The following is a 20,820-nucleotide window of genomic DNA, read 5'->3' as shown; positions in this document are numbered from 1 at the left end:
CGGCGGGCGCAGCCAGCGGTTCGCCGCTGCCCAGCGAGCGCGCCAGGTCGCTGAAGGGCGCGGACTGCCAGGAGTGCGGCTCGCCCGAGGCGATGGCCTCGACCCAGGCGCCGAAATCGCGCAGCGCGGTGCCCGCGCCGGCAATCAGCTCCTTGGTGGCCGGACGCTGGTCGGCCAGCCAGGTGTTGAGCACCTGTTCCATCGACCAGGCGGCGTCGCCGAAGTCGGTAAGGCCGACCATGCGCGAACTGCCTTTGAGCGTGTGGAAGGCGCGGCGCAGGATGGTGAGTTCGCCCACGTCGGTGGGGTCGTGGTCCAGTTCGCCCACGGCCACCAGGCCGTTCTCGACGACTTCGCGCGCCTCGTCCAGGAAAATGTTCTGCAGGTCGTCTTCGGCCAGTTCGGTCACGAAGGTCTCGGGCAGGGCTTCCAGCGGCGCGGGGCCGGTGATCTTGGCCGTCCAGCTGTCGGCGGCCTTGCTGAATTCGTCGATGGGCGAGGAAGGCGCCGGCGGGCCGTCCTTCTTCTTGCGCTTGGGGTTGGCCAGCTCGGCGAGGCGGGCGGCGATCTGCGCGTCGATCTGGTCCGAGGTCAGGGCGGCGGTTTCGACCGGCGCGGCGGGTGCGGCAGCGGCAGCCGGTGCGGCGGCGGGTGCCAGCGCGGCAGCGGCCTGCTCCTCGGCCTGGCGGCCCATCAGCGGCTTGAGCTCGCCCGCCTTCGCGTCGAACACGAACAGGCGCTTGGCCAGGGCCGGCTGGTAGCCCAGCATGTCGATCAGGAAGCCCAGCGCGCCCAGGTTGTTGCCCAGCGCGTCGAAGGCGCCCGGCTCGTCCGCCGGGGTGGTGCGCGCCACCAGTTCGTCGACGTTGTCGCGCATGCGAGCCACGGTCTGCGCGGCCTGGTCCAGGCCCAGCACCGAGAACACGCCGCGCATCTGCGTCAGCTGGCCCGGCACGGTGCTCAGGTGGTTCTTCTCCGTGGGGTGGCGGAAGAACTGGTCCATCGCCTTCTCGAGCTCGGACAGGTGCGTGCGCAGCTCGTCGACCACGGTGCCCATGGTCTGGCGGTCGCTCACGCGGCGGTAGAGCTCCTCCATCCACGGCTCGAGCGGCTCGGAGCGGCCGCCCTCGCGGGCGCGCTCGATGCGGCCGGCCAGCTGCACGGTGCGTGCGGTGAGCTGGCGGTCGTTGGGGTCCAGGTCCTCGAAGGCGGCTTCGAGGTACAGCACCGAGGTCGCCACTTCCATGGCCAGCTCGGTGGCAGGCGGCTTGCCCGAATTGAGCGAGGCCTGCACGGCATTGTTGAGGGCCTGCACCATCGGCAGGCTCGGCGGATGGAGCTTCTGCAGCGACTCGGTGAGCAGGCCGAAGCTGTCCACCGCCTGGCGTACGCGGCCCATGTCGCCGCCCGAGAGCGCCGACCACATTTCCTTGGCGCCCTCGATGCGCTTGCGCGCCTGCGCCAGCACCGTCGGGTCGAAGCGGCCGAACTGCTCGCTGGTGTAGTCGACGGCCTTCTCGCCCTCGATGTTCCAGGCCGCGCGCACCGCGCGCAGCGTGGGCGCTTCGTCGCGCATGCTCGGCACGGCCTGGGCGCAGAAGAAGAGCAGGTCCTGCCCGAGCCGGTCGGACACGGTCTCGTCGCCGCGCGCCAGCGTGGCGTACTGCATCAGCACGCGCGAGGCGGCGCGCTTCACATAGACGTCGGGCGTGACCAGCGACAGGCCCAGCGCCTCGAAGAAGGCGCCGGCCAGTGCCCAGAAGCTGCGCGAACGGCTGCCGGGCGCGCCGCGCGACAGGCCCACGCAGATTTCCTGCAGGCGCCTGGCGGCCACGTCGTCGCCGCTCTTGACCACCTTGAGCAGTTCGCGGTCGAACTTGGAGCGCACCGCCGGGTCGTAGACCAGTGCCGGCTTGCTGCTTTCCAGGTGGATGTCGACCCAGTGCCAGGCCGGCGACCACAGGTCGGCCGGATGCACCCGCTCGTTGCCCACCAGTTCGAGCACGTCGCGGTATTGGGGGAACAGCGCCACCGACGACACCGACTTGCCGGCCAGCAGGGCCTGCAGGAAATCGGTGACGGCAAAGCCGGCGCGGTCGAGCTTTTGCACGGCCGCTTCGGTGCAGCGCTGGGGCTCCTGCACGAAGCTCTGCACCGCGAATTCCATGGCGCCCAGCACCAGGGCCGGCGAGGGATGGCCCACCATCTGCAGGGCGCCCACGGCCTGGTGCAGCTGCTGGCGCACCAGGCGCAGCGGCCCGGCGTCCACATCGGGAACGCCGTTGCTTTCACGCGCGAAACGGCGCAGCGACTTGGCGGCCGTCTCGAGGGATTTCTGTATTTCGCCGAGCACCCAGGCCAACGGCCCGAGGTCTTCAGCCCCCTGCGCGTTGCCGGCGACAGGGGCGGTTGCGGGGGCGAGGGTCGACACGTTGGGGTGCTCGTCGTATTTCAGGCGATCTTGAATCGGGCGACCGACTGGCGAAGTTCGTCAGCCATGTGCGAGAGCTCGCGCACCTGCTGCGCGGTGGCCCGCGTACCTTCTCCGGTCTGCTCGGTCACGGCGAAGATGTGCTGGATGTTGGCGGCCACCACGTTGGCCGAATTGGCCTCGCGGGAGGCGGACTGCGAAATCTGTTCGATCAGCTCGGCAAGGCGGCGGGACACGCGGTCGATCTCCGACAGGGCGGTACCGGCATTGTCGGAGAGCTTGGCCCCTTCCACCACACCCTGCGTGGAACGCTCCATGGCGCCCACCGCGTCCTGCGTGTCGGTCTGAATCGCCTTCACCAGCGCCGCGATCTGGCGCGTGGCGTCGGCAGAGCGTTCAGCCAGGCGCTGCACTTCTTCCGCCACCACCGAGAAGCCGCGGCCGGCTTCACCGGCGGACGCGGCCTGGATGGCGGCGTTCAGGGCCAGCACGTTGGTCTGTTCGGTAATGTCCGAGATCAGTTCGGTGATTTCACCGATCTCCTGCGACGATTCGCCCAGGCGCTTGATCCGCTTGGAGGTTTCCTGGATCTGGTCGCGGATGGCGTTCATGCCGCCGATGGCGTTCTGCACCGCGTTCAGGCCGGACGTTGCAGCCTGCAGCGACTGGCGCGCCACCGTGGCGGACTCCTGCGCCTGTGCGGACACGCCGTTGATTCGTTCGGCCATGGTCAGCACCGACTGGCCGGTTTCGCGAATTTCGCGCAGCTGCTCGGTCGACGCGGCCAGCAGCTCGGTCGAGGTGCTTTCCACCTGCGCCGTGGTCTGAGCCACCCGGGCCACCGTGTTCTGCACGTTGCCCACCAGCAGCCGCAGTTCTTCCACCGTGTAGTTCACCGAGTCGGCAATGGCGCCGGTGATGTCTTCCGTCACGGTGGCTTCCTGCGTCAGGTCGCCCTCGGCCACCGTCTGCAGCTCGTTCATCAGCCGGAGAATGGCGGCCTGGTTGGCCACGTTCACGCGGGTGGCTTCTTCGTGGGCACGGTCGGCCTCGACGCGTTCGCGTTCGGCGGCGGCGGCACGCTCGCGCCCTTCGCGCACCTGACCGTAGGCGATGGCAGCGGCCAGGCCGAGCGCGGCCACCGACAGCACGAACAGCAGGATCACGGTGCCGGCCGTGAGGCCCGTGCGCTCGGACAGCTTTTCCTGCAGCCCGCCCAGCGCCACGCGCAGCGGCTCGCTGTCGGCCAGGATGGTGGCCTGCGCTTCACGCGCGGTGACCAGGCCCTGCAGGTTGCCCAGGATGGCGCCGGCCTGCGTACGGGTCTGCTCGTAGGTCTTGAGAATGGCTTCGAGCTGCTGGCGCGTCTGCGGATCGCGCGTGCCGGGCAGGCGCTGCTGCGCGCTGCCGTCCAGCAGGCCCTTGGCCACTTCCTGGAAGGTGTTCAGGTCCTTGCCCAGCAGGAACACGGCGTCGGGGCTCACGCCTTCCACCGTCAGGAATTCGTTGGCCGACTTGCCGATGCGCTGCGTCAGCATCACCAGCTGGCCGGCGGCCGAGATCTCGGGCACCGTGGCGCTTTGCTGCATCTTCAGCGAAGCCACCGTCTCGGCCATTTCGAGCAGGTCGGACGACTGGCGGTTGATGTTGCGCAGCGCCGCGCCCACCTGGGTCAGGATCTTCTGCTGGCCCAGCACGGCATTGGCACTGGCCGATGCGCGGTCCACCAACGGGATGATCTTGGCCATTTCGGGCTCGAGGTCGCTGGTCACGCGCTCGAGGTCGAGCGACTCGTCGCCGCCGGCCAGGCCGTGCGCGCGCAGGTGCAGGTCGGACGACGAATCCTTCACCTCGGCAAACGCCTTCACGTCGCCCACCAGCGCCTGCGACACCGACTTGGCCAGGCGCTGCGACTGCATCAGCGACTGGCCGGTGGCGGCCACCTGCTGCGCGACGCGGTCGGCGCGCACGATGGCGGCGCCGGCCAGGATGAGCAGCACCAGCACGACCAAGGCCAGCGCGATGAACAGGTAGCGCTGCTGGCGCTGCAGGTCGCTGCGCGGCGCCGCCGCCGCTTCCTCGGCAGCGGCCGCTTCGCCATCGGCCAGCGGTGCGGCAACGGCCGCGCCCTGCACCGGTTCGTTGGCAGCCGCGGCCTGCGCATCGCGGCGCATCAGCACGGTCTTTTCGTCGAAACCCTGTTCGGTCTCGACCTGGTCCATGGCGATGGTGTTGAGGTCGGAACCGATCGCGACGGCGTTGTCGCGCGCGGGCAGGAGGCGTTTGAACTTGTCGGCGATCGAGCTCACGGTCGGTCCTTGAAGGTTGTTGGCGTTGTGCGGCTGCCCGATCAGGCGCCGATGTTCAGGAATTGAGGTTGCTGGGAAAGAGCCTGCAGGTTGACTTCCTGCCACTGCTCGCCGTTCTCGTCGGTGTACGTGGCGCCCATCCATGCGGGCGCATCGTCCGCCGGCGGCTGCGACGACACGAAAGCCTCGACACCGCGCAGGCCGACCAGCCGGTCGATCAGCAGCGCGCAGTTGACCTCGAGCAGCTCGTTGAGCGCCACCAGGCGCGACTGTGCGCGTGCCGTCTCGGTGGCAGGCGCCGCACGGCGGCCGACGGCGAAAGTGGCGAACTCGATCACGCCGTAGAGACCGCCGCGCAGGTTGGACACGCCCAGGAACCAGTCCTGCGTGTAGGGCACCATCTGCGGCGGCGTCCAGGGAAAGATCTCGCCGGCATGGCCGAGCGGGAAAAGAAACTTCGACTCGCCGGCCTCGACCGCCAGCCACGAGGCCGACACGCCGGAACTGCGTGCCGCCTGCAGCCGGCTGGCAAGCCTGGACTGGAATGCGCGGAGCGCGTCGCGATTGGCCATGACTGGAAGGGCGCGGGTCGGGTGCCGGCCGTTAGTTGAGCGCGCTGATCTTGGCCATCAGTTCGGCCGGATTGACGGGCTTGACGATGTAGTCGCGCGCACCCTGGCGCATGCCCCACACACGATCGGTTTCCTGGTTCTTGCTGGTGCACAGGATGATCGGCACGGCGGCGTACTGCGGATCGCGGGCGATGGCGCGCGTGAGCTGGAAGCCGTTCTGCCCGGGCATGACCACGTCCATCAGGATCAGGTCGGGGCGGTCTTCCTGCAGGCGGCGCATCGCGTCGTCGGCGTTTTCGGCGGTCTTGACCTTGTAGCCGTTCTTCTCGAGCAGATCGGTCAGAAACATCAACTCCGTCTTGGAGTCATCCACCACGAGGACTTTTTGAATAGCCATTTAGAGAGCTTCCGGTTGTGCAACGCCAAACTGCTCCACAGCCTGGAGCAGTTGGTCTTTTGTGAAAGGCTTGGTGAGGTAGTCCTGCGAGCCGACCATGCGGCCGCGCGCCTTGTCGAACACGCCGTCTTTCGAAGACAGCATGACGACCGGGACATTGGAGAAGTGGGCGTTGCGCTTGATGATCGCGCAGGTCTGATAGCCGTCCAGGCGCGGCATCAGGATGTCGCAGAAGATAAGGTGGGGCTTGTGGTCGTTGACCTTGGACAGGGCGTCGAACCCGTCCTCGGCCAGCAGCACCTCGTGCCCACCTTGCTTGAGGAAGATCTCGGCGCTGCGCCGAATGGTGTTGCTGTCGTCGATGACGAGCACCTTGTAGCCAGATCCGTTGGTGCTCATGGGCACACGCTCCTCAAACAACACTTCCGACGACGGCGGCAACCTTTACTAGAAAAGTCGCCGGAAGCGTGGCCCTATGCCATGCTTCAGATTTCAACCATTTCGAAGTCTTCTTTGCGAGCACCACACTCGGGGCAAGTCCAGTTCATTGGCACGTCGGCCCACGCTGTTCCGGCCGCAATACCATCTTCTGGCACCCCGACCGCTTCGTCGTAGATCCACCCGCAAATCAGGCACATCCAGGTTTTCTTGTTCATCGCAGCTTACGTTCCCTGTTCATAGAATGCAACGATTGTATCGAGACGTCACTCACGAACCCGTGATTTGCGTCTCACATCTGCCACCATCCCGGTGAGTTCTCAAGGCGCATGAAAACTTTCCTTCTACCCACCAAAGAATCCGGACCAACGGACGATCTTAGCGGCGCCGAGATCGAGGTCGAAAAGCCCGAGGACGACGATCAGGCCGCGCTTCCGTGCGTGCTCGTCTTCAATTCGAGCGACCCCAGCGGCGCGGGCGGCCTGGCCGCCGACGCGCTGGCCATCGCGTCGGTCGGGGCGCACATGCTGCCGGTGGTCACCGGCGCCTATGCGCGCGACACGGCCGAGATTTTCGACCACTTTCCTTTCGACGAAGAGGCGGTTTCCGAGCAGGCGCGCACCGTTCTCGAAGATGTCGAGGTCCAGCTCATCAAGGTCGGCTTTGCCGGCACGCCCGAGAACCTGTCGGAAATCGCGGAGATCGCGAGCGACTACCCCGAGGTGCCGGTGGTGGCCTACATGCCCAACCTCTCGTGGTGGGAAGAGGACAAGATCGAGGCCTACCTCGACGCCTTCCGCGAACTCGTGCTGCCCCAGACGACGGTGCTGGTGGGCAACCACAGCACCCTGTGGCGCTGGCTCCTGCCCGACTGGAGCGGGGACCGGCCGCCCACGGCGCGCGACGTCGCGCGCGCCGCTGGCGAACAGGGCGTGCCCTACACGCTGGTCACCGGGCTGGTGCTGCCCGACCAGTTCTTCGACAACGTGCTGGCCTCGCCGCAGACCGTGCTGGCCAGCGAGAAGTACGAGCGGCTGGAGGCGGTGTTCTCCGGCGCCGGCGATACCCTGTCGGCCACCCTGTCGGCCCTGCTGGCCGCCGGCACCGACCTGGTGGCGGCCACCACCGAGTCCCTGAGCTACATGGACCGCTGCCTGGACGCGGGCTTCCGCCCCGGCATGGGCCACGTGGTGCCCGACCGCCTGTTCTGGGCGCAGCCAGAAGACGAAGACAGCGAACCCGATGCAGAAGAAGCGAGCGACTTCGCCTTGCCGCCGCATGAGACGCGACATTGATCAAATGAACCAGACCGAACGCAACCAGCAACTCTTCGACCGCGCCCGCGCGGTCATTCCCGGCGGCGTGAACTCGCCCGTGCGCGCCTTCAAGGCGGTGGGCGGCACGCCGCGCTTCATCCAGAAGGCGCAGGGCGCCTACATGTGGGACGCGGTCGGTGCGCGCTACATCGACTACATCGGCTCCTGGGGGCCGATGATCCTGGGCCATGGGCATCCGGCCGTCATCGAGGCGGTGCAGCAGGCGGTGACCGAGGGCCTCTCTTTCGGCGCGCCGACCGAGCGCGAGATCGAACTGGCCGAAGCGATCCTGGCGCTGATGCCGTCCATGGAAATGGTGCGCCTGGTCAGCTCCGGCACCGAGGCAGCCATGAGCGCGCTGCGCCTGGCGCGCGGCGCCACCGGCCGCAAGACCATCATCAAGTTCGAGGGCTGCTACCACGGCCATGCCGACGCGCTGCTGGTCAAGGCCGGCTCGGGCCTGGCGACCTTCGGCAACCCCACCTCGGCCGGCGTGCCGCCCGAGGTGGTGCAGCACACGCTGGTGCTGCGCTACAACGACCTGCCCCAGCTCGAAGCCGCCTTTGCCGAGCACGGCCGGGACATCGCCTGCCTGATGATCGAGGCCATTGCCGGCAACATGAACTTCGTGCGCGCCACGCCCGAATTTGCCAGGCGCTGCCGCGAGCTGTGTACGCAGCACGGCGCGCTGCTGGTGTTCGACGAGGTGATGACGGGCTTTCGCGTCGGGCTGCAGGGCGCGCAGGGCGTGCTGGCGAACCAGGTCGAAGGCGGCCTTGCCGCCGTGCGCCCCGACCTCACGGTGCTGGGCAAGGTCATCGGCGGCGGCATGCCGCTGGCGGCCTTCGGCGGGCCGCGCGCGATCATGGAGCAGTTGGCGCCACAGGGTCCGGTGTACCAGGCCGGCACGCTGTCCGGCAACCCGGTGGCCACCGCCTGCGGCCTGGCCACGCTGCGCGAGATCGCCAAGCCGGGCTTCTATGAAGCGCTGGCCGCCAAGACGCGCAGCCTGGTCGACGGCCTGAAGTCCGCGGCGCAGGCCGAGGGCGTCGCCTTCAGCGCCGACTGCGAAGGCGGCATGTTCGGCTTCTTCCTGCTCGATGCGCTGCCGCAGGACTACACCAGCGTGATGAAGAGCGACGGCACGCGCTTCAACACGCTGTTCCATGGCCTGCTGGACCGCGGCGTGTACATCGCGCCGGCGCTCTACGAGGCGGGCTTCGTCAGCGCCGCGCACACCCAGGACGACATTGCGCAAACGGTAGAGGCCGCACGCGCCATCTTCAAGCAGCTGGGCCGCGCGGCGTGATGCGCCGGCGCCGCCCGCAAGCGCTGCGCAGGCTGGTGCCGGCCCTGGTGCTGGCCACGGTGGCATGGCCGGCCATGAGCCAGGCGCAGGAGGCCTCCTCCGAATTCCTCTCGCGCCTGTGGATCAATCCCGGCTTCTATTCGCTCCACTTCGACCGCGACAAGGATCTGGAAGACCAGAACTGGGGCCTGGGCGTGGAGTACGTGCTGAACGACCAGTGGTCGCTCACGGCCGGCGCATTTCGCAACAGCGACCGCGAGCGCTCGCACTACGTCGGCGCCTACTTCATGCCCTTCGAATGGCAGGGGCTGAAGTTCGGTGCGGCCGTGGGCGCCTTCGACGGCTATCCGCACTACCGGGACGGCGGCTGGTTCCCGGCGCTGATTCCCACGGTGGCCTACGAGAGCCGCCACTGGGGGCTCAACGTCGGCGTCATTCCTTCGTACAAGGACCGGCTCTACGGGGCCATCACCTTCCAGTTCAAGGTGCGCTTCGCAGGGCCGGCGTCTTCAGGCGCTCAGTGACGGAAGTGGCGCACGCCGCTGAAGACCATCGCCACGCCGCGCTCGTTGGCGGCGTCGATCACTTCCTGGTCGCGCATCGAGCCGCCGGGCTGGATGACGCAGGTGGCACCGTGGTCGATCACCACGTCCAGGCCGTCGCGGAACGGGAAGAAGGCGTCGCTCGCCACCGCCGAGCCGGCCAGTGACAGGCCGGCGTGCTCGGCCTTGATGCTGGCGATGCGCGCCGAGTCGAGGCGGCTCATCTGGCCCGCGCCGACGCCCAGCGTCATGCCGCCGGCGCAGAACACGATCGCGTTGCTCTTGACGTACTGCGCCACCTTCCATGCAAAGAGCAGGTCGTCCAGCTGCTGCGGCGTGGGCTGCTTCCTGGTGACGACCTTCAGGTCGGCCAGCGCCAGCTGGTGGTTGTCCGCCGTCTGGATCAGCAGGCCCGAACCCACGCGCTTGACGTCCATGGCGTTGCGGCCGTTCTTCCAGTCGGTGTCGCCGCCCGGCGGCAGTGCGATCTCCAGAATGCGCACGTTGACCTTGCTCTTGAACACTTCCAGCGCCTCGGACGTGTAGCCCGGCGCCATCAGCACCTCGACGAACTGCTTGCTCACCGCCTGCGCAGCGGCCAGGTCCACCGTGCGGTTGAAGGCGATGATGCCGCCGAAGGCGGAGGTGGGGTCGGTCTTGAAGGCCTTGCTGTAGGCCTCGTGCGCATCGGCGCCCACGGCCACGCCGCAGGGGTTGGCGTGCTTGACGATCACGCAGGCGGGCAGGTCGAAGCTCTTGACGCATTCCCACGCCGCATCGGCATCGGCGATGTTGTTGTAGCTCAGCTCCTTGCCCTGCAGCTGCCTGGCCGTGACCAGCGAGCCGGGCGCCGGATACAGGTCGCGGTAGAAGGCGGCCTGCTGGTGCGGGTTCTCGCCGTAGCGCAGGTCCTGCAGCTTGACGAAGCGGCCGTTGCTCTGGCCGGGGAACAGCGTGCGCACGGGTGCCGGCTGGCCCTGGCTGGCATCGAAGTCCACCGCCGACAGGAAGTCGCTGATGGCGCCGTCGTAATCGGCAATGCGGTTGAACGCAGCCACCGAGAAGGCGAACTTCGTCTTGTCGCTGAGCTTGCCGCTGGCCTTGAGTTCGGCCAGTGCCACCGGGTACTGCGCCGCATCGGTCAGCACGCCCACGTCCTTCCAGTTCTTGGCGGCGCTGCGCACCATGGCGGGGCCGCCGATGTCGATGTTCTCGATCGCGTCTTCCAGCGTGCAGCCGGCCTTGGCCACCGTGGCCTCGAACGGATACAGGTTGACCACCAGCAGGTCGATGGTGTCGATGCCGTGCTCCTTCAGCGCCGCCACGTGCGCCGGCACGTCGCGCCGCGCGAGCAGGCCGCCGTGGATCTTGGGGTGCAGCGTCTTCACGCGGCCGTCGAGCATTTCGGGAAAGCCGGTGTGGTCCGCCACTTCGGTCACCGGCAGGCCGGCATCGGCCAGCAGCTTGGCGGTGCCGCCGGTGGAAAGAAGCTTCACGCCCAGGCCGTGCAGGCTTTGCGCGAATTCGAGGATGCCGGTCTTGTCGGAGACGGAGATCAGTGCGGTGAGTGCCATGTTGTTGCTTATTTCAGGAGCTTGTGTTCGACCAGCTTTTTGCGCAGGGTGTTGCGATTGAGGCCCAGCCACTGGGCCGCCTTGGATTGATTGCCCTCGGCGCGGGTCATCACCACGTCGAGCAGCGGCTTTTCCACCACGCTGACCAGCATGTCGTACATGCCGTCGGGCTCGGTGCCACGTAAATCGCGGAAATAGCCTTCCAGACTGCTGCGGACGCAGTCCTCGATTTGCTTCTTGCTCATGCTCTTCTCTTCTTGCCTTGATTGTTCTTGGGATGCCCTGCCCGCGCCGCAGCGACTAGCAGGCCGCCCTTGCTTCTTCTTCGTCGTCGTAGTCGTTCGTCGCCTGCAGGGGCGCAGCCGGCATGCGGTCCTGCCCGGCAGCCAGCCCGTCGAAGAACTGTGCGACGGCCGACAGCTGGGCGTCGCAATCCTCGATACGGTTCATCTCGCCGCGAAAGGCCTCGCCCCCCGGCAGGCCGCGCACGTACCAGCCGATGTGCTTGCGGGCCGTGCGCACGCCGCTGTAGTCGCCGTAGAGAGCGTAGTGCTCTTTCAGGTGTTCGAGAAGCAGCCGCCGGACCTCCGCCACCAGGGGCGGGGCGCGGTGCTCTCCGGTGGCCAGGAAGTGCGCGATCTCCCGGAAGATCCAGGGCCGGCCCTGCGCGGCGCGGCCGATCATGATGGCGTCGGCACCGGTGGCGGCCAGCACGGCCTGCGCCTTTTCCGGGCTGTCGATGTCGCCGTTGGCCACCACCGGCACGGCCACCGCGGCCTTGACGGCGGCAATGGTGTCGTACTCGGCCTGGCCCTTGTAGCCTTGCTCGCGCGTGCGGCCGTGCACCGTGAGCATCTGGATGCCCGCGGCCTCGAAGCGCCGCGCCAGCGCGACCGCGTTGCGATGGTCCATGCTCCAGCCGGTGCGCATCTTGAGCGTGACCGGCACGCCGTGCGGCTGCGCCGCCTGCACCACCGCCTCGGCGATTTCGAGCGCCAGCGGCTCGTCGCGCATGAGCGCCGAGCCGGCCCACTTGTTGCAGACCTTCTTGGCTGGGCAGCCCATGTTGATGTCGATGATCTGCGCGCCGCGGTCGATGTTGTAGGCCGCGGCCTCGGCCATCATGGCCGCATCGGTGCCGGCGATCTGCACGGCGATGGGGCCCGGCTCACCGGTGTGGTCGGCGCGGCGCGAGGTCTTGAGCGACTGCCACAGCTCCTTGCGCGACGTGACCATTTCGCTCACCGCATAACCAGCGCCCAACTGGCGGCACAGGGTGCGGAAGGGCCGGTCGGTCACGCCCGCCATGGGCGCGACGAACAGCCGATTTTCCAGCGCGATGTTGCCGATCTGCAGGGTCATGAAATGGTGCGGTGCAACGTCGACTGCTGAAAAATGAGGCACGATTGTAGCGATGCCGCATCCCGGTGGATGAAACGATTTGCACTGCCGGGCGCACCCGATGCACGGCGCGCTTCTTATACTGCCGCGCTACATGGAACATTGGTTCGACTCACTGCTGGCGCTGCTCGCGCTGCCCGAATACGGGTTGTCGTCGCTGTTCATCGTTGCTTTTGTTTCCGCCACGTTGTTGCCGATGGGCTCCGAGCCGGCGCTGTTCGGCCTGCTGCAACTGAACCCCGACATGTTCTGGCCAGCTGTATTCGTGGCAACCGCCGGCAACACGCTGGGCGGTGCGGTGGACTGGTGGATGGGCTACGCCGCGCACCAGGTGGCGGACAAGTACTCTCATTCGAAACACCACGTTCGAGTGCTGGGCTGGCTCGAGCGGCTGGGGCCCAAGGCCTGCCTGCTGGCCTGGCTGCCCATCTTCGGCGACCCGCTGTGCGCGGTGGCCGGCTGGCTGCGCATGTCCTTCTGGCCCTGTGTGTTCTACATGGCCATCGGCAAGTTCGCGCGCTACGTCACGATGACGGTCGGCCTGATCTACATGTGGCCCAAGCTGGGGCTCGGTTCCTAAATGCAAGGCTCCCTGAAGCCAGGAACACCGAGGAACCGGCTTTGCCGGGCCTCAGGTGTTGCCCCCTGAAAGGGGGTGCAGAAGCCACACGAAGTGGGCAAGGCTGGGGGTTAGCCTTGATGAGCGCGCTTGCCGGCGTTCTTCTTGCTGCGCGTGGCGGGGCCGCGCTCCAGGCTGCGGCGCTGGCCGGTGCCCTGGCGTGCCAGCGTCATGCCCGGCATGGGGGTCGGACGGGGGCTGGCTTTGCGGTCTGCTTCGGTAACGATCTTGTTGCCCATTTGGATGCTCCTGATTCGGTGTGATGGGTGATAAGTAAACGAGGAGGCTCCACAACGGAGCCACCCCCCGATTGTCGCTGCTTCGGCCGATGCCTCAGCCGAGCGCGAATGGACCGCCCCTCTCCAGCGCCCGCCGGTAGGCCGGCCGCGCATGGATGCGCTCAAGAAATGCCATGAGCTTCGGCCGGCTGTCGTCCAGCCCGGCACGTGCGCGCGCAGCCTCCACCGCAAAGCTCATCTGGATGTCCGCCGCACTGAACTCCTCGCCCGCAAACCACAGGCTCTTGCCCAGTTCGCCTTCCATGAAGTCCAGGTGCGTCTTGAGTTGCGGGCCGATGAACGAGGCCTTGGCCTTGGCGGCGATGCTCTTCACGATGGGCTTGACGAAGAAGGGCACGGGGCTTTTCTCCATGCGGTCGAACACCAGCTTGAGCAGCAGCGGCGGCATGGCCGAGCCTTCGGCGTAGTGCAGCCAGTAGCGATAGCGCACGGCCCCGGGCGTGCCGGCCGGCGGCGCCAGGCGGCCGTGGCCGTAGAGCTCGGTCAGCGTCTCGAGGATGGCGCCCGACTCGGCCAGCACCAGCCCCTCGTCAGTCACCACCACCGGCGACTTGCCCAGCGGATGCACCGCCCTGAGCGCGGCCGGCGCCAGCATCGTGGCCGGGTCGCGCTCGTAGCGCACGATCTCGTAGGGCTGGCCCAGTTCCTCCAGCAGCCACAGCACGCGCTGCGAGCGGGAGTTGTTCAGGTGGTGGACGGTGATCATGTGGTGCGTGTACCTGTTGGTTGGGTCTGCCGTCGGCCGAAGTTGGCCGCGGCGCCCGATTTCTACAGGATGTCCGCCCCCATGGGCAGCCCCATGCGACAAAACGCGCCGCATGCATCGCAGGATGCACCGGCGCGCGACGGGCTGCAGCGGCAGCCGGCGGTCCTCTTCTTTTAGGAACTGAACAGGAAGTTCATCACGTCGCCATCCTTGACGACGTAGTCCTTGCCTTCCGAGCGCATCTTGCCCGCGTCCTTGGCGCCCTGCTCGCCCTTGTGGGCGATGAAGTCGTCGAAGGCGATGGTCTGCGCGCGGATGTAGCCCTTCTCGAAATCGGTGTGGATCACGCCGGCCGCCTGCGGGCCGGTGTCGCCGATGTGGATGGTCCAGGCGCGCACTTCCTTCACACCGGCGGTGAAGTAGGTCTGCAGGCCCAGCAGCTTGAAGGCGGCGCGGATCAGGCGGTTCAGGCCCGGCTCCTCCTGGCCGATTTCCGCCAGGAACATCTTCTTGTCGTCCTCGTCCATGTCGGCGAGTTCGGCCTCGATCTTGGCGCAGATGGCCACTACCGGCGCGTTCTGCTTGGCCGCGTATTCGCGCAGGCGGTCCAGGTAGGGGTTGTTCTCGAAGCCGTCCTCGGCCACGTTGCCCACGAACATGGCGGGCTTGGCGGTGATCAGGCCCAGCGGCTTGATGAGCGGCAGCTCTTCCTTGCTGAACTCGACCGAGCGCACCGGCAGGTTCTGGTCCAGCGCCTTCTGGCAGCGCTCGAGCAGGGCGACCAGCTTCTGCGCGTCCTTGTCGCCGGCGCGCGCCACTTTCACGTTGCGCGCGAGCGCCTTCTCGACGGTGGACATGTCCGCCAGGCACAGCTCGGTCTGGATCACCTCGATGTCGGAAATCGGGTCGACCTTGCCGGCCACGTGCACCACGTTCACGTCGTCGAAGCAGCGCACCACGTTCACGATGGCGTCGGTCTCGCGGATGTGCGCCAAAAACTTGTTGCCCAGGCCTTCACCGGTGCTGGCGCCGGCCACCAGGCCGGCAATGTCCACGAACTCGACGATGGCCGGCACCACGCGCTCGGGCTTGACGATTTCAGACAGCTGGGCCAGGCGCGGATCGGGCACTTCGACCACGCCCACATTGGGCTCGATGGTGCAGAAGGGATAGTTTTCCGCCGCGATGCCGGCCTTGGTCAGGGCGTTGAAAAGAGTGGACTTGCCGACGTTGGGCAGGCCGACGATGCCGCACTGGAGGCTCATGGCGCTAGCTTTCTTCTGGGAGATTGGGGAGAACCCGTGATTTTACGGCGCCCACCCCCGGGCTTCACTCGAAGCGCAAATTGGCCCCGGCCGGCTGGCCCACGCGCAGCGCCTGCTCCACGCCCTCGAGCACGATGACGTTCATGCCGAAGGTCAGGGCGCCGTCCAGCCGCGGGTCGGCGCGGTAGGCGCGCAGGGTCTCGTTCACCGCGGTGCCGGTCTCGGCCGTGGCCGGGTCGACATCGGGAATGGTGCAGCGGGCGCAGGGCTTGACCGGGCGCAGCAGCACCAGGCCGCCGTCGCCGGTGTCGATGCGCACCTCATCGACGCGGTCTTCGTCATGCGCTTCGATGCCCGCCAGTACCAGGTTGGGCCGGAAGCGTTCCATGCCCACCGCATCGTGACCGGCGGCCTGCATGCGCGCATTGAATTCGGCCAGCGACGCCTCGCTGATCACCAGCAGTGGAAAGCCGTCGGCGAACTGGTTGAGCGCCTCCACCTCGCCCGTCCACTTGCGGCTGGACAGGCGCCTGTGCTCGGGGTCGAAGCGCACCAGGCGCAGCTTGCGCCTGGCGCCGCCCTCCGAAAGAAAGTCGCTGAACCACTGGGCCGCGATGTCGCCCATGTCGTAGGCGGCCACCTCGTCGTCCCACACGCGCACCCTGACCGGCTCCTCCACCCGGTCGAAGGCGATGTGCAGCGCCAGCATGCCGGGCGCGCGCAGCACCATTTCGCTGTACTTCAGGGTGGGCCGGATGAGCGCCATGCGCGGCAGCTCGCGCTGGCTGAGGAATTCGCCCTCCTCGTCCACCACCATCCAGGCGCGGTCGAACTCCAGGCCCGTCTCGATCAGCAGGCTTTCCTGCAGCTCGACGCCCGCGCAGGACTTGATGGGGTAGACGAAAAGCCGCGAAACGCTGGCTTGCAGGTCGAAATCGGCAGGGTTCACGAAAGCTGTCCTCGGGCAGGGAAAGGCGATTGTCTCGCAACGGCCGGCGGCGCCGGCCCAACTCCTACAATGGCCCGATGGCTCTTCCCCCCGAGGTTTGCATCCGTGGCGCCGGCATCGTCGGCCGCACCCTGGCGCTGCTGCTGGCAGGCGCACGCATTCGCGTGGCGCTGGTGGCGCCGCAGGTCGATGCGCAGGCCAAGGCCCGCGAGGACATCCGCGCCTATGCGCTCAACGCCGCCTCGCGCCAGTTGCTCGAATCGCTGCGCGCCTGGCCCGATGCGCATCACGCCACCGCCGTGCGCGAGATGATGGTGCACGGCGACGAGGGCGGCAGCGTGCACTTCAGCGCGCCGCACCAGAAGGTGGATGCGCTGGCCTGGATCGTCGACGTGCCCGCGCTCGAGCAGCGCCTGGCGGACGCGGTGCGCTTCTCGCCCATGATCGAGGTGGTGAACGAGCCTGTGGCCGCGCCGCTCACGGTGGTGTGCGAAGGCAAGGCCAGCGCCACGCGCCAGGCCCTGGGCGTGCATTACGACCTCACCCGCTATCCGCAGCACGCCATTGCGGCGCGCTTCGACGCGCAGCGGCCGCATGACGAGATCGCCCGCCAGTGGTTCAACGACTGCGGCGAGGTGCTGGCCCTGCTGCCGCTGGGCGGCCCCGGCGGCCATTCGCTGGCGCTGGTGTGGTCGGTGGACCAGGCGCATGCGCCGCGCCTCTTGGCCATGGACCCGAACGAATTCGCAGCCGCAGTGCGCGAAGCCTGCGGCGATGCGCTGGGCGAGCTCACCCCCGTGGGCGAACGCGCCGCCTGGCCCCTGCAGCGCGCCATTGCCGACCGCTGGACCGGCCAGATGAACGGCGGCAGCGGCAGCTGGGCGCTGGCCGGCGACGCTGCCCACACCGTGCATCCGCTGGCGGGCCAGGGCCTGAACCTGGGCCTGGCCGATGCGCAGGCGCTGGCCGAGGTGCTGGGCGCGCGCGAACACTGGCGCAGCGTGGGCGACATGCGCCTGCTGCGCCGCTACGAGCGTGCGCGCCGCGCCGACGTGCTGGCCATGAGCCTGGCCACCGACGGCCTGCAGCAGCTTTTTGCGCACAGCCTCGATCCGCTGCCGCGCCTGCGCAACTGGGGCATGAGCGGTTTCGACCGCACCGGCCCCATCAAGAGCTGGGTGGCGCGCCGCGCCATGGGGCTGCAGCGTGCAGCCTCGCCGGGCTCGCACTGAACCAATCACCTTCCGCCCGATCCGAACCGACATGAAATCCTTTCGCCTGATGGCCGCCGCCCTCGCCTGCGCCGCCGCTTTGTCCGCCACGGCCCATGCCGGGGAAGCCGAGATCCGCAAGAACCTCGGCGCCCGCTTTCCGCAGTTCGCCCAGATCGACGAGGTGCGCAAGACGCCCATCGGCGGCCTGTACGAAGTGCGCGTGGGCAACGAGCTCTTCTATGTCGACGAGCAGGGCGACTACCTGGTGCAAGGCGAGATGATCGACATCAAGGGCCGCCGCAACCTCACGCAGGAGCGCGTGGACAAGCTCAACGAGGTGGCCTTCGACAAGCTGCCCGTGCAGGACGCCTTCAAGATCGTGCGCGGCAACGGCAAGCGCAAGCTCGCGGTGTTCGAAGACCCCAACTGCGGCTATTGCAAGCACTTCGAGAAGGACCTGCGCAACGTCGACAACGTGACGGTGTACCTGTTCCTCTACCCGGTGCTGGGGCCCGACTCGAAGGTGAAGTCGCGCAACATCTGGTGCAGCAAGGACAAGGCCAAGACCTGGAGCGACTGGATGGTCGGCGAGGTCAAGCCGGCTGACGCACCCGCCAACTGCGACGCCGCCGCGCTGGATCGCAACGTCGCCTTCGGCCGCAAGTACAACATCACCGGCACGCCCACGCTGATCTTTGCCGACGGCAGCCGCACGCCGGGCGCCATTCCCGCCGCGCAGGTCGAAAAGCAACTCGCCGCAGCCACCAAGTGATGGCCGCCGGCACTGCCCTGGCCCGTAGCTCCCGCATCCGCTACCGGATCGCGTGCGCCGACCGGCACGCCCACCTGTTCGCCGTCACGCTGCAGATCGACGCGCCCGCCGCCGGCCAGGCGGTGTCGCTGCCGGCCTGGATTCCGGGCAGCTACCTGGTGCGCGAATTCGCCAAGAACCTGCAGGGCCTGCAGGCACGCCAGGGCCGCCGCGCCGTGCCGATCCGGCAGGTGGACAAGGCCACCTGGCACATCGACTGCGTGGCCGGCAAGCCGCTGGAACTGAGCTACGAGGTCTGCGCCTACGACAACTCGGTGCGCACCGCCTGGCTCGATGCCGACAGGGGCTTCTTCAACGGCACCAGCCTGTGCCTGCGCGTCGAAGGCCAGACCGGCGAGCCGCATGCGCTGGAAGTGCTCGCGCCGCCCGCGGCCAAGGGCGAGGCGCGCTGGCAATGCGCCACCTCGCTCGCGCCGGTGTCGGTCGACCGGCACGGCTTCGGCCGCTACCGGGCCGCCGGCTACGACGAGCTGGCCGACAGCCCGGTCGAGATGGGCGCCTTCTGGAGTGCCGAGTTCGACGTGTGCGGCGTGCCGCACCGCTTCGTGGTGGCGGGCGCGCCCGCCTCCTTCGACGGCGACCGGCTCATCGCCGACACGCGCGCCGTGTGCGAAGCGGAAATGCGCTTCTGGCACGGCGCCAAGGTGGGCAAGCGCGGCGGCCCCAAGCCGCCGCACGACCGCTACGTGTTCATGCTCAACGCGGTGGACGACGGCTACGGCGGGCTGGAGCATCGGCACAGCACGGCCCTCATCTGCGCACGGCGCGACCTGCCGCGCCACGGCACCGTGCGCCAGGCCGAGGGCTACACCACCCTGCTGGGGCTCATCAGCCACGAGTACTTCCACACCTGGAACGTGAAGCGCCTTCGGCCGGCCGAGTTCGCCAGCTACGACTACACCCGAGAGAACTACACCGAGCTGCTGTGGTTCTTCGAAGGCTTCACCAGCTACTACGACGACCTGCTGCTGCGCCGCGCCGGCTGCATCGACGACGCCGCCTATCTGCGCCTGGTCAACAAGACCATCAACCAGGTGCAGCAGACGCCGGGGCGCCAGGTGCAGTCGGTGGCGCAGGCCAGCTTCGACGCCTGGGTCAAGTACTACCGCCAGGACGAGCAGACGCCCAACAGCACGGTGAGCTACTACACCAAGGGCGCGCTGGTCGCCCTGTGCCTGGACCTGACGCTGCGCGCCGAAGGCCGGGGCACGCTCGACGACGTGATGCGCCACCTCTGGAAGACCAGCGGCGACGGCGGCCCGGTGAGCGAGCAGGACATTGCGGATGCGCTGCAGGCGGTGGGCGGGCGCAGCTTCGCAGCCGAGCTTTCGAAGTGGGTGCACGGCACGGGCGAACTGCCGCTGGCGGACCTGCTGCGCGCCCACGGCGTGGCGGTGCTCGACGATCCGGCGCAGCGCGCGCAGGAACTGGGCCTGCGCGTGGCCGAGACCAGCGGCAGCGTGCAGGTCAAGGTGGTGCTGCGCGGCGGCGCGGCCGAGAAGGCCGGCTTTGCCGCCAACGACGAATGGCTGGGCATCGAGCTGGCCGCCACCCGCTCGCAGCCGGCGCAGGCCTGGCGCATTGGCAAGCTGGACGACCTGGCGCTCTATCTCGGTCCGCAGAAGAAGATGACCGCGCTGGTGGCGCGCGACCGCCGGCTGATCCGCCTGCCGCTGCAGCTACCCAGCGGCATCGGCACCTGGCGGCTGGTGTCGCACGATGCCGGTAAGCTGGGCCGCTGGCTGGACGCGCCGGGCAAGCCCTGAATTCTTTTCCGCGAGGAGACTCTCCATGAGCTACGAAACCATCGAAACCCGCGTCGAGGCCGGCAAGGTCGGCATCATCACCCTCAACCGCCCGAAGGCGCTGAACGCGCTCAACGACCAGCTCATGACCGAGCTGGGCCAGGCGCTCAAGGCCTTCGACGCCGACGAGGCCATCGGCTGCATCATCGTCACGGGCAGCGAGCGCGCCTTTGCCGCCGGCGCCGACATCTCGGCCATGGCCAAGTACAGCTTCCAGGATGTCTACAAGGGCGACTTCATCAGCCGCAACTGGGAAACCATCCGCTCCGTGCGCAAGCCGGTGATCGCCGCGGTGGCCGGCTTTGCGCTGGGCGGCGGCTGTGAGCTGGCGATGATGTGCGACTTCATCATCGCGGCGGACACGGCCAAGTTCGGCCAGCCCGAGATCAAGATCGGCGTGATTCCCGGCGCCGGCGGCACGCAGCGCCTGCCGCGCGCGGTGGGTAAAGCCAAGGCCATGGACCTGGTGCTCACCGGCCGCATGATGGATGCGCAGGAAGCCGAGCGCGCCGGCCTGGTCAGCCGCGTGGTGCCTTATGAGAAGCTGGCCGACGAGGCATTGGGCGCGGCACTCATCATCGCGGGCTTCTCACAGATGTCGGTCATGGCCGCCAAGGAGTCGGTCAACCGCGCCTTCGAGTCGGGCCTGTCGGACGGCGTGATGTTCGAGCGGCGCATCTTCCACGCGCTGTTCGCCACCGCCGACCAGAAGGAAGGCATGGATGCCTTCCTGACCAAGCGGCAGCCCGACTTCAAGAACCAGTAAGCGCAGGCGCCGCGCTCACTGCGTCGGGCGCGGTGCTTCCGCCGGCGGCGTGCGGCTGGCCGGTGGCGCGGCTGGC

The 20,820-nt window shown here is 68.0% G+C and carries 21 protein-coding genes; 8 read left to right on the top strand and 13 right to left on the bottom strand.

Translation table 11 applies throughout. The annotated features are described in order from the left end of the window. From VSO01S_RS21245 to VSO01S_RS26850, 6 genes are all read right to left on the bottom strand, one after another. The coding region (locus VSO01S_RS21245) for a FimL-related protein (RefSeq protein ID WP_174544755.1) at positions 1 to 2,431 on the bottom strand (2,431 nt) is incomplete at its 3' end. A 20-nt stretch (positions 2,432 to 2,451) separates the two neighbouring features. After that, positions 2,452 to 4,740, bottom strand: coding sequence for a methyl-accepting chemotaxis protein (locus tag VSO01S_RS21240; RefSeq protein WP_068644797.1), 2,289 nt, complete (start codon positions 4,738 to 4,740; stop codon positions 2,452 to 2,454). A gap of 41 nt (positions 4,741 to 4,781) precedes the next feature. Beyond that, positions 4,782 to 5,312 (bottom strand): chemotaxis protein CheW, encoded by a 531-nt coding sequence (locus VSO01S_RS21235; RefSeq protein WP_068644796.1) that lies wholly within the window; start codon positions 5,310 to 5,312, stop codon positions 4,782 to 4,784. A gap of 31 nt (positions 5,313 to 5,343) precedes the next feature. Then, positions 5,344 to 5,709, bottom strand: a complete 366-nt coding sequence (locus VSO01S_RS21230) for a response regulator (RefSeq protein ID WP_068644795.1) — start codon at positions 5,707 to 5,709, stop codon at positions 5,344 to 5,346. After that, positions 5,710 to 6,108 carry a response regulator gene (locus VSO01S_RS21225; RefSeq protein WP_068644794.1) on the bottom strand — a complete coding sequence of 133 codons (399 nt, stop codon included), beginning with the start codon at positions 6,106 to 6,108 and terminating at the stop codon, positions 5,710 to 5,712. Positions 6,109 to 6,194: 86 nt separating this feature from the next. Next, positions 6,195 to 6,365, bottom strand: a complete 171-nt coding sequence (locus VSO01S_RS26850; RefSeq protein WP_084242021.1) for a rubredoxin — start codon at positions 6,363 to 6,365, stop codon at positions 6,195 to 6,197. Positions 6,366 to 6,476: 111 nt separating this feature from the next. Between VSO01S_RS26850 and thiD the strand changes: the two genes are divergently transcribed. Genes thiD through VSO01S_RS21210 form a run of 3 tightly spaced genes read left to right on the top strand, consistent with a single transcriptional unit; the run spans position 6,477 to position 9,296 of the window. After that, on the top strand, positions 6,477 to 7,442 hold the full coding sequence (gene thiD, locus VSO01S_RS21220) for a bifunctional hydroxymethylpyrimidine kinase/phosphomethylpyrimidine kinase (RefSeq protein ID WP_068644793.1): 966 nt from the start codon (positions 6,477 to 6,479) through the stop codon (positions 7,440 to 7,442). 4 nt (positions 7,443 to 7,446) lie between these two features. Further along, the gene (gene hemL, locus VSO01S_RS21215) at positions 7,447 to 8,772 is read left to right on the top strand and encodes a glutamate-1-semialdehyde 2,1-aminomutase (protein WP_068644792.1); all 1,326 of its coding nucleotides are present in this window, start codon (positions 7,447 to 7,449) and stop codon (positions 8,770 to 8,772) included. After that, on the top strand, positions 8,772 to 9,296 hold the full coding sequence (locus tag VSO01S_RS21210; RefSeq protein ID WP_245684281.1) for a hypothetical protein: 525 nt from the start codon (positions 8,772 to 8,774) through the stop codon (positions 9,294 to 9,296). The genes hemL and VSO01S_RS21210 overlap by 1 nt, the downstream gene beginning before the upstream one ends. On the opposite strand, the gene purH is transcribed toward VSO01S_RS21210, so the two are convergent. Genes purH through dusB form a run of 3 tightly spaced genes read right to left on the bottom strand, consistent with a single transcriptional unit; the run spans position 9,290 to position 12,250 of the window. Beyond that, complete coding sequence (gene purH, locus VSO01S_RS21205; RefSeq protein ID WP_068644791.1) at positions 9,290 to 10,888, bottom strand: bifunctional phosphoribosylaminoimidazolecarboxamide formyltransferase/IMP cyclohydrolase; 1,599 nt, start codon at positions 10,886 to 10,888, stop codon at positions 9,290 to 9,292. The two genes, VSO01S_RS21210 and purH, sit on opposite strands and share 7 nt — an antisense overlap. 8 nt (positions 10,889 to 10,896) lie before the next feature. Continuing rightward, on the bottom strand, positions 10,897 to 11,133 hold the full coding sequence (locus tag VSO01S_RS21200; RefSeq protein ID WP_068644790.1) for a Fis family transcriptional regulator: 237 nt from the start codon (positions 11,131 to 11,133) through the stop codon (positions 10,897 to 10,899). Between the two features lie 55 nt (positions 11,134 to 11,188). Continuing rightward, on the bottom strand, positions 11,189 to 12,250 hold the full coding sequence (dusB, locus tag VSO01S_RS21195; protein ID WP_174544754.1) for a tRNA dihydrouridine synthase DusB: 1,062 nt from the start codon (positions 12,248 to 12,250) through the stop codon (positions 11,189 to 11,191). 133 nt (positions 12,251 to 12,383) lie between these two features. Here dusB and VSO01S_RS21190 point away from each other — a divergent pair, with 133 nt between their 5' ends. Next, positions 12,384 to 12,869, top strand: a complete 486-nt coding sequence (locus VSO01S_RS21190) for a YqaA family protein (RefSeq protein WP_068644798.1) — start codon at positions 12,384 to 12,386, stop codon at positions 12,867 to 12,869. Between the two features lie 110 nt (positions 12,870 to 12,979). Here VSO01S_RS21190 and VSO01S_RS27770 read toward each other — a convergent pair whose 3' ends face one another. From VSO01S_RS27770 to VSO01S_RS21175, 4 genes are all read right to left on the bottom strand, one after another. Continuing rightward, on the bottom strand, positions 12,980 to 13,147 hold the full coding sequence (locus tag VSO01S_RS27770; protein ID WP_169804106.1) for a hypothetical protein: 168 nt from the start codon (positions 13,145 to 13,147) through the stop codon (positions 12,980 to 12,982). Positions 13,148 to 13,241: 94 nt separating this feature from the next. Next, entirely contained in the window at positions 13,242 to 13,913 is a 672-nt protein-coding gene (locus VSO01S_RS21185; protein ID WP_068644789.1) for a glutathione S-transferase, read from the bottom strand. 173 nt (positions 13,914 to 14,086) lie between these two features. Beyond that, on the bottom strand, positions 14,087 to 15,178 hold the full coding sequence (gene ychF / locus VSO01S_RS21180) for a redox-regulated ATPase YchF (RefSeq protein WP_068644788.1): 1,092 nt from the start codon (positions 15,176 to 15,178) through the stop codon (positions 14,087 to 14,089). 64 nt (positions 15,179 to 15,242) lie between these two features. Next, complete coding sequence (locus tag VSO01S_RS21175) at positions 15,243 to 16,127, bottom strand: MOSC domain-containing protein (RefSeq protein ID WP_068644787.1); 885 nt, start codon at positions 16,125 to 16,127, stop codon at positions 15,243 to 15,245. A gap of 77 nt (positions 16,128 to 16,204) precedes the next feature. Between VSO01S_RS21175 and VSO01S_RS21170 the strand changes: the two genes are divergently transcribed. Genes VSO01S_RS21170 through VSO01S_RS21155 form a run of 4 tightly spaced genes read left to right on the top strand, consistent with a single transcriptional unit; the run spans position 16,205 to position 20,744 of the window. Beyond that, positions 16,205 to 17,359 carry an FAD-dependent monooxygenase gene (locus VSO01S_RS21170; RefSeq protein ID WP_068644786.1) on the top strand — a complete coding sequence of 385 codons (1,155 nt, stop codon included), beginning with the start codon at positions 16,205 to 16,207 and terminating at the stop codon, positions 17,357 to 17,359. Positions 17,360 to 17,390: 31 nt separating this feature from the next. Next, positions 17,391 to 18,113, top strand: a complete 723-nt coding sequence (locus VSO01S_RS21165; RefSeq protein WP_068644785.1) for a DsbC family protein — start codon at positions 17,391 to 17,393, stop codon at positions 18,111 to 18,113. After that, positions 18,113 to 19,939: a M61 family metallopeptidase gene (locus tag VSO01S_RS21160; RefSeq protein WP_068644784.1), complete on the top strand. Its 1,827-nt coding sequence runs from the start codon at positions 18,113 to 18,115 to the stop codon at positions 19,937 to 19,939. Before VSO01S_RS21165 ends, VSO01S_RS21160 begins: the two co-directional genes overlap by 1 nt. A gap of 25 nt (positions 19,940 to 19,964) precedes the next feature. Continuing rightward, positions 19,965 to 20,744 carry an enoyl-CoA hydratase gene (locus VSO01S_RS21155; RefSeq protein ID WP_068644783.1) on the top strand — a complete coding sequence of 260 codons (780 nt, stop codon included), beginning with the start codon at positions 19,965 to 19,967 and terminating at the stop codon, positions 20,742 to 20,744. Positions 20,745 to 20,820: the final 76 nt, after the last annotated feature.

The sequence above is a fragment of the Variovorax soli NBRC 106424 genome (genome assembly GCF_001591385.1).
GTDB lineage: Bacteria > Pseudomonadota > Gammaproteobacteria > Burkholderiales > Burkholderiaceae_C > Variovorax > Variovorax soli.
This window is presented reverse-complemented; position numbering and strand designations above follow the sequence as displayed.

Excerpts from the sequence above, each read along its gene's own strand:
- VSO01S_RS21235 (WP_068644796.1), bottom strand. The coding sequence starts at position 5,312 with ATGGCCAATCGCGACGCGCTCCGCGCATTCCAGTCCAGGCTTGCCAGC.
- VSO01S_RS21230 (WP_068644795.1), bottom strand. The coding sequence starts at position 5,709 with ATGGCTATTCAAAAAGTCCTCGTGGTGGATGACTCCAAGACGGAGTTG.
- VSO01S_RS21225 (WP_068644794.1), bottom strand. The coding sequence starts at position 6,108 with ATGAGCACCAACGGATCTGGCTACAAGGTGCTCGTCATCGACGACAGC.
- VSO01S_RS26850 (WP_084242021.1), bottom strand. The coding sequence starts at position 6,365 with ATGAACAAGAAAACCTGGATGTGCCTGATTTGCGGGTGGATCTACGAC.
- thiD (WP_068644793.1), top strand. The coding sequence starts at position 6,477 with ATGAAAACTTTCCTTCTACCCACCAAAGAATCCGGACCAACGGACGAT.
- hemL (WP_068644792.1), top strand. The coding sequence starts at position 7,447 with ATGAACCAGACCGAACGCAACCAGCAACTCTTCGACCGCGCCCGCGCG.
- VSO01S_RS21210 (WP_245684281.1), top strand. The coding sequence starts at position 8,772 with ATGCGCCGGCGCCGCCCGCAAGCGCTGCGCAGGCTGGTGCCGGCCCTG.
- purH (WP_068644791.1), bottom strand. The coding sequence starts at position 10,888 with ATGGCACTCACCGCACTGATCTCCGTCTCCGACAAGACCGGCATCCTC.
- VSO01S_RS21200 (WP_068644790.1), bottom strand. The coding sequence starts at position 11,133 with ATGAGCAAGAAGCAAATCGAGGACTGCGTCCGCAGCAGTCTGGAAGGC.
- dusB (WP_174544754.1), bottom strand. The coding sequence starts at position 12,250 with ATGACCCTGCAGATCGGCAACATCGCGCTGGAAAATCGGCTGTTCGTC.
- VSO01S_RS21190 (WP_068644798.1), top strand. The coding sequence starts at position 12,384 with ATGGAACATTGGTTCGACTCACTGCTGGCGCTGCTCGCGCTGCCCGAA.
- VSO01S_RS27770 (WP_169804106.1), bottom strand. The coding sequence starts at position 13,147 with ATGGGCAACAAGATCGTTACCGAAGCAGACCGCAAAGCCAGCCCCCGT.
- VSO01S_RS21185 (WP_068644789.1), bottom strand. The coding sequence starts at position 13,913 with ATGATCACCGTCCACCACCTGAACAACTCCCGCTCGCAGCGCGTGCTG.
- ychF (WP_068644788.1), bottom strand. The coding sequence starts at position 15,178 with ATGAGCCTCCAGTGCGGCATCGTCGGCCTGCCCAACGTCGGCAAGTCC.
- VSO01S_RS21170 (WP_068644786.1), top strand. The coding sequence starts at position 16,205 with ATGGCTCTTCCCCCCGAGGTTTGCATCCGTGGCGCCGGCATCGTCGGC.
- VSO01S_RS21165 (WP_068644785.1), top strand. The coding sequence starts at position 17,391 with ATGAAATCCTTTCGCCTGATGGCCGCCGCCCTCGCCTGCGCCGCCGCT.
- VSO01S_RS21160 (WP_068644784.1), top strand. The coding sequence starts at position 18,113 with ATGGCCGCCGGCACTGCCCTGGCCCGTAGCTCCCGCATCCGCTACCGG.
- VSO01S_RS21155 (WP_068644783.1), top strand. The coding sequence starts at position 19,965 with ATGAGCTACGAAACCATCGAAACCCGCGTCGAGGCCGGCAAGGTCGGC.